The following is a 4,030-nucleotide window of genomic DNA, read 5'->3' as shown; positions in this document are numbered from 1 at the left end:
CGCGTTCGGCTCTTCGATTGCTACCAGTTCAGGCAGTTCGTCACGATAGATTGCGACGGCGCTGGTCTTGATGGAAGCAGGCACACTTTCACACTGAAGCTTCAACACAAACACACCCTTGATGCGGTAGGTGTGGTTCGCCAGAATTTGCGAAAGCTGTGTGATTTTTTCTTGCGTCACAATCGCTTTGCCGCTGGCCTTGTTGGCGAAGTCGGTAGCGATGTAAGCGAGCGCACGCGGGTTGGTGAAAATTGCAATTACGTTCATTCTTCTTCCTGTCCTGTGTGGATCATGTGGCACAAGTCGATCAGCTTCATTTCGATTGTGCGCTCTTCGTTGTTTACAGTTAATTTCACTGTGCCCAACGCGACACTAACAAGGTCAGGATCGTGGAATTCTTCGAACACGATTTCTTTCAAGGAGCAGAACGCACCTTTCGGAATGTCGTAGTCTGGAACGTTGCACGTAAACGTGATGCCGAGGAATTTATCTGGCGCGTACGGATCGTCATCGCGTACCAGAACGGCGGTCATCTGGTCATGTTTGATCAGCGTAGAAAGCACACCGAACTTGAACAGGTAGTCTTCACCGTTCACGTCGAAAACAAAATATGTCTGGCCGTTCACTGCAACGATGTTGCGGAATTTCACGACGTTGAAAGGCTTGATGCAGTTAGCGTACATGTCCATTTCAATGCTGTTGCTTGGCACCAGTACACCAGCACGTTTGGTAAGAACGAATTCTTTGTCTTTCAGCGATTCCAAAATGTCTTCGTTGGCGCGGCGGCATTGGTCGAACTGCCCAAACACTTCATCCAGTCTGTTCGGGTTGTATTCACTCAGTTGCAGCATACTCGCACGAATGATTTCGCTATCCAGTTTGCCCCGGCTGTGAATGTTCAGGCTGTCGGAATAACCGTAGCAAACTGGTGCACCAATCGCGTCGAATTCGATGAAACCGGCGCCGATTACTTCTACGCAACTGTGCGGGGCGCTGAACGCGTTAGCCACCATGGGTTTGTTGGCTTCGGCAACGTCGATGTGGCACAGGTGGTCATGAAAACTCACGTGCGAATGTACGTACATATCGCCGCCAGTCAGAATACGAAATACTAAATACTTCATGGTGTAATTCCTTGTGGAAACCATACAGGATAAAAGGCCGTGTAAATCAGTGTTACGATAGCATGCACGAAACCGGCACTGCCAATCTGACTGTAACGATCTTTGTATAAACGACACACGGCTGCAATTCCACCATGCAGAACGAGCAGCACAAAGAAGCTGACCAACACTAAAAATTGCTGCGTGAATTCAATGCTCATTCTGCTTACCACCGTGGAAACATTGGATCAAATCGTACAAACCTTTCTTGTGCACACCGGCAGTCACGATGCCCGCACGCAAGCAAGCATTCCACGTTTCAATGGTCGCATACAAGTCTGTACCTGCGCGCATGTATTCGTGTTCTGGATCACACCAAAGCAGATAATGGCCGGGGATTTCAGGATCATGGAACGGCGTGAAATAGTTGTCGTCGAACAAAACCAAATCGAAGCGGCCAAACTTTTCAGGTAGTTCACGCCTGTTCAAATCAATGACGCTGATTTCTGGTTGAACGTGTGCTTTCAAATCGCCCTCGGTCGGCAGTCCCGCAGTCAATGCCGCTTCCAACATATCGTTGAAATTGTCCTGCATCATTTTGCGCATGGCGACCACACCAGCAGCGGTGAAATACGTATTTTCGATGTCGCCGCCCTGTACCACTTTGGTCAGCATTTCAACACCGTTCGTATCCATATAGCGAATGATTCCGTAGTCACCTTCTTCGTTGTCCACAACAACGAAATCATCGTGATTTGTTTCGAGTGAGTTTTCCCATGCTTCCACCATTTCGGCCATAGCTGAAGTAAGCTTGTAATCGAAATAATATACGGAACCAATGCTCATAAATTTCTCCAGTTCTTTCAGACCGAATGTATTTCGGATCTAGCACTGTTAGTGAAAAGGTCAGAAACGTTTTTGACGTTGATATCTTTCAGCACCGAAACCCCATTACCGTTTCTGGTCGTGTATGTTTCCAGATCGTTTGGCTCAGCCAGTACGGCGAGCGTGGTGATGAAAATCGAAATCGCTTCTTCGTGCTTGTTCATCAGGTGCACGTTTGCATCGGCTTCCCGATCTTCCATGTCATGTGCAAGCAGTAAAACAATTGGCAAGTTTTTCAAATCGTAGTTAACGTCCATCCCACGGAACACGTAAGCAAACGTGTTTTCTGCACTGCGCAGACGGATGAAATCAATTGAACCACTGAAACTTTTGATGCCGCTGTCAGGGTAATGAGCCATAACGAAAAAGAAATCATCGTATGACAATTCTTTCGTGGAAAATGCAGCGGCGTAAACAGTCATAGTCTTTCCCCTGCAACGCGTGCAGCATCTGCCAATCGGTTAAGGCCCGTTTCCAACGCTTTGATTTGTTCCAGCAGCGGACGAATCACTTGTTGCGTACATTCAGAAAGAGCGAGGCTGTAGCCCTCTTCTTTTGACCAACCGGATGGCCCATCACCCCAACGGTACGTTTCCAATTCCGTCATTACGATGCCACGTTTTTTCAGCTCTTCTTTTACGTTCATTTATTTATTCTTCATATTTGCCATCTACAAACGAGAAAAGGTTATGGAAACCTAGCCTCGCAAATCTTTGACGATAGCGTTTTTGAATTCCTGTACAGTCTTCCACATTTCCAGACTGCACGAAGAGTAGGTTGGTGACGATATGCAGAATTGCTGATCCAGCGAAATAAAGCCGATGTTGTTTTCACGGCTGTTTTTCGGTACGGCAACTGCTTCGAAAACCGTACTGTTGAAACGCACGTAATCGCCGAACGCCATGTTTTCCAAGTCGGCTTCGTAGAAATTCGGTGCGTCGTTTTCACGTTCGATTTGTTTGTTCGCAGCTTTCACCTTTGCCCATTCAACAACGGTGCCGTCATCGTAAAGGGAAAGTGGATAAACAAACGAACCGTATTCGTTGCAGGTGTACCCAGCGGTCAGCATTTCTGCAATGTTGCTGCTCCACTCAGGCGGAAACCCAGCGTCGTACAATGCGTACGCAACGGCTTGTTGATCTTCGTAGCAAAGTTTCGATTTCTTTACTGGTGCTTCTGCTGGCGTTCTCATTAGTCGAAAATCTCGTTGTAAGGTACAGGTTTAAAATCGTAGCCCAATGATCGCAAACCCTCGGCTGCGACATGTGCAAGATCGCTGGACTGGTATACCGTCGCATCATGGCGAAGGCGTGTCATTTTTACGTTTGCGTCGAAGCCACCAGATTCAACCAACCTGAAATAGTCGGATACTGAATCACTGTAACTTCGACGGGACATCAGCAGGAAAAATTCCATCACTCTTCCATTTCAAAAACATCAGGGATTTCTACGTAGCGTACCAGCGAAATTTCCCAACCGTGTACGCCGTCTTTTTCTTTGGTGTAATGGTGATTGCCGTAATGACCACCGAGCGGCGCCCAACCTTCCTCAACATCTTTCTTTTTAAGCAAAGGCCCTTTCTTGCCACGGTCTTTTACCCACACGTGTTTGGTTTCGCGCTGCTTACCTATGATGTCTTTGTTTTCTAATTCAAAGTCGATATCTTGGCGGGCCGCACCAGTCAACGCTTCACCCAATGTTGTAGGCGAAAACGTTGCAGAAAAAGCTGTGCGTCCGCTGGCGCTGTCAATGATGGTCATTGATACGTTGCCGTCATTTCTGCGGCTAATGCTAATGTTGCCTTTCATGATTAGTTACCGTCGATGTACAGGCCGAAGGTCAGCTCACTTACGTCTACCGGCGTTTTCTCGCCGTTCTCAACTACGTAGACAAAAGGGAACAGGCTGTAAAAATAATCGCTTTCGCTACCGGGTAGATTCAGGTCGCGGCGAATGTTGTATGGGATATGCGCAATCTCTACTTGACGATCTTGGTAGGTTGCCGTGCGGTGCAGAACACTATCCGCCCACTTGTGTTTGATT

Annotated in this window: 9 protein-coding genes; all 9 read right to left on the bottom strand. The window is 47.6% G+C overall.

All coding sequences use genetic code 11. The features are described 5' to 3' along the window. Positions 1-267 (bottom strand): hypothetical protein (locus tag WC052_05850; protein MFA7287158.1); only part of this gene is annotated, 267 nt, incomplete at its 3' end. Continuing rightward, on the bottom strand, positions 264-1,124 hold the full coding sequence (locus WC052_05845) for a hypothetical protein (GenBank protein MFA7287157.1): 861 nt from the start codon (positions 1,122-1,124) through the stop codon (positions 264-266). The genes WC052_05850 and WC052_05845, both read right to left, overlap by 4 nt. Beyond that, the gene (locus WC052_05840) at positions 1,121-1,324 is read right to left on the bottom strand and encodes a hypothetical protein (protein ID MFA7287156.1); all 204 of its coding nucleotides are present in this window, start codon (positions 1,322-1,324) and stop codon (positions 1,121-1,123) included. Before WC052_05840 ends, WC052_05845 begins: the two co-directional genes overlap by 4 nt. Continuing rightward, on the bottom strand, positions 1,314-1,949 hold the full coding sequence (locus WC052_05835) for a hypothetical protein (GenBank protein ID MFA7287155.1): 636 nt from the start codon (positions 1,947-1,949) through the stop codon (positions 1,314-1,316). Before WC052_05835 ends, WC052_05840 begins: the two co-directional genes overlap by 11 nt. A gap of 17 nt (positions 1,950-1,966) precedes the next feature. Beyond that, complete coding sequence (locus tag WC052_05830) at positions 1,967-2,410, bottom strand: hypothetical protein (protein MFA7287154.1); 444 nt, start codon at positions 2,408-2,410, stop codon at positions 1,967-1,969. Next, positions 2,407-2,634 (bottom strand): hypothetical protein, encoded by a 228-nt coding sequence (locus WC052_05825; protein MFA7287153.1) that lies wholly within the window; start codon positions 2,632-2,634, stop codon positions 2,407-2,409. The genes WC052_05830 and WC052_05825 overlap by 4 nt, the downstream gene beginning before the upstream one ends. Before the next feature lie 51 nt (positions 2,635-2,685). After that, positions 2,686-3,180 (bottom strand): hypothetical protein, encoded by a 495-nt coding sequence (locus WC052_05820; protein MFA7287152.1) that lies wholly within the window; start codon positions 3,178-3,180, stop codon positions 2,686-2,688. Between the two features lie 223 nt (positions 3,181-3,403). Next, positions 3,404-3,796, bottom strand: a complete 393-nt coding sequence (locus WC052_05815; protein ID MFA7287151.1) for a hypothetical protein — start codon at positions 3,794-3,796, stop codon at positions 3,404-3,406. 2 nt (positions 3,797-3,798) lie between these two features. Further along, on the bottom strand, positions 3,799-4,030 hold a 232-nt coding region (locus WC052_05810; GenBank protein ID MFA7287150.1), incomplete at its 5' end, for a hypothetical protein.

It is taken from the genome of Patescibacteria group bacterium, assembly GCA_041675205.1.
GTDB lineage: Bacteria > Patescibacteriota > Patescibacteriia > GWA2-46-9 > GWA2-46-9 > JBAYUF01.
The sequence above is the reverse complement of the archived record's forward strand: the minus strand, read 5'-3'. Positions and strand labels throughout refer to the sequence as shown.

Bases quoted from the DNA above. Each gene is read 5' to 3' on its own strand.
- WC052_05815 (MFA7287151.1), bottom strand. From the start codon at position 3,796: ATGAAAGGCAACATTAGCATTAGCCGCAGAAATGACGGCAACGTATCA.
- WC052_05845 (MFA7287157.1), bottom strand. From the start codon at position 1,124: ATGAAGTATTTAGTATTTCGTATTCTGACTGGCGGCGATATGTACGTA.
- WC052_05820 (MFA7287152.1), bottom strand. From the start codon at position 3,180: ATGAGAACGCCAGCAGAAGCACCAGTAAAGAAATCGAAACTTTGCTAC.
- WC052_05825 (MFA7287153.1), bottom strand. From the start codon at position 2,634: ATGAACGTAAAAGAAGAGCTGAAAAAACGTGGCATCGTAATGACGGAA.
- WC052_05835 (MFA7287155.1), bottom strand. From the start codon at position 1,949: ATGAGCATTGGTTCCGTATATTATTTCGATTACAAGCTTACTTCAGCT.
- WC052_05830 (MFA7287154.1), bottom strand. From the start codon at position 2,410: ATGACTGTTTACGCCGCTGCATTTTCCACGAAAGAATTGTCATACGAT.
- WC052_05840 (MFA7287156.1), bottom strand. From the start codon at position 1,324: ATGAGCATTGAATTCACGCAGCAATTTTTAGTGTTGGTCAGCTTCTTT.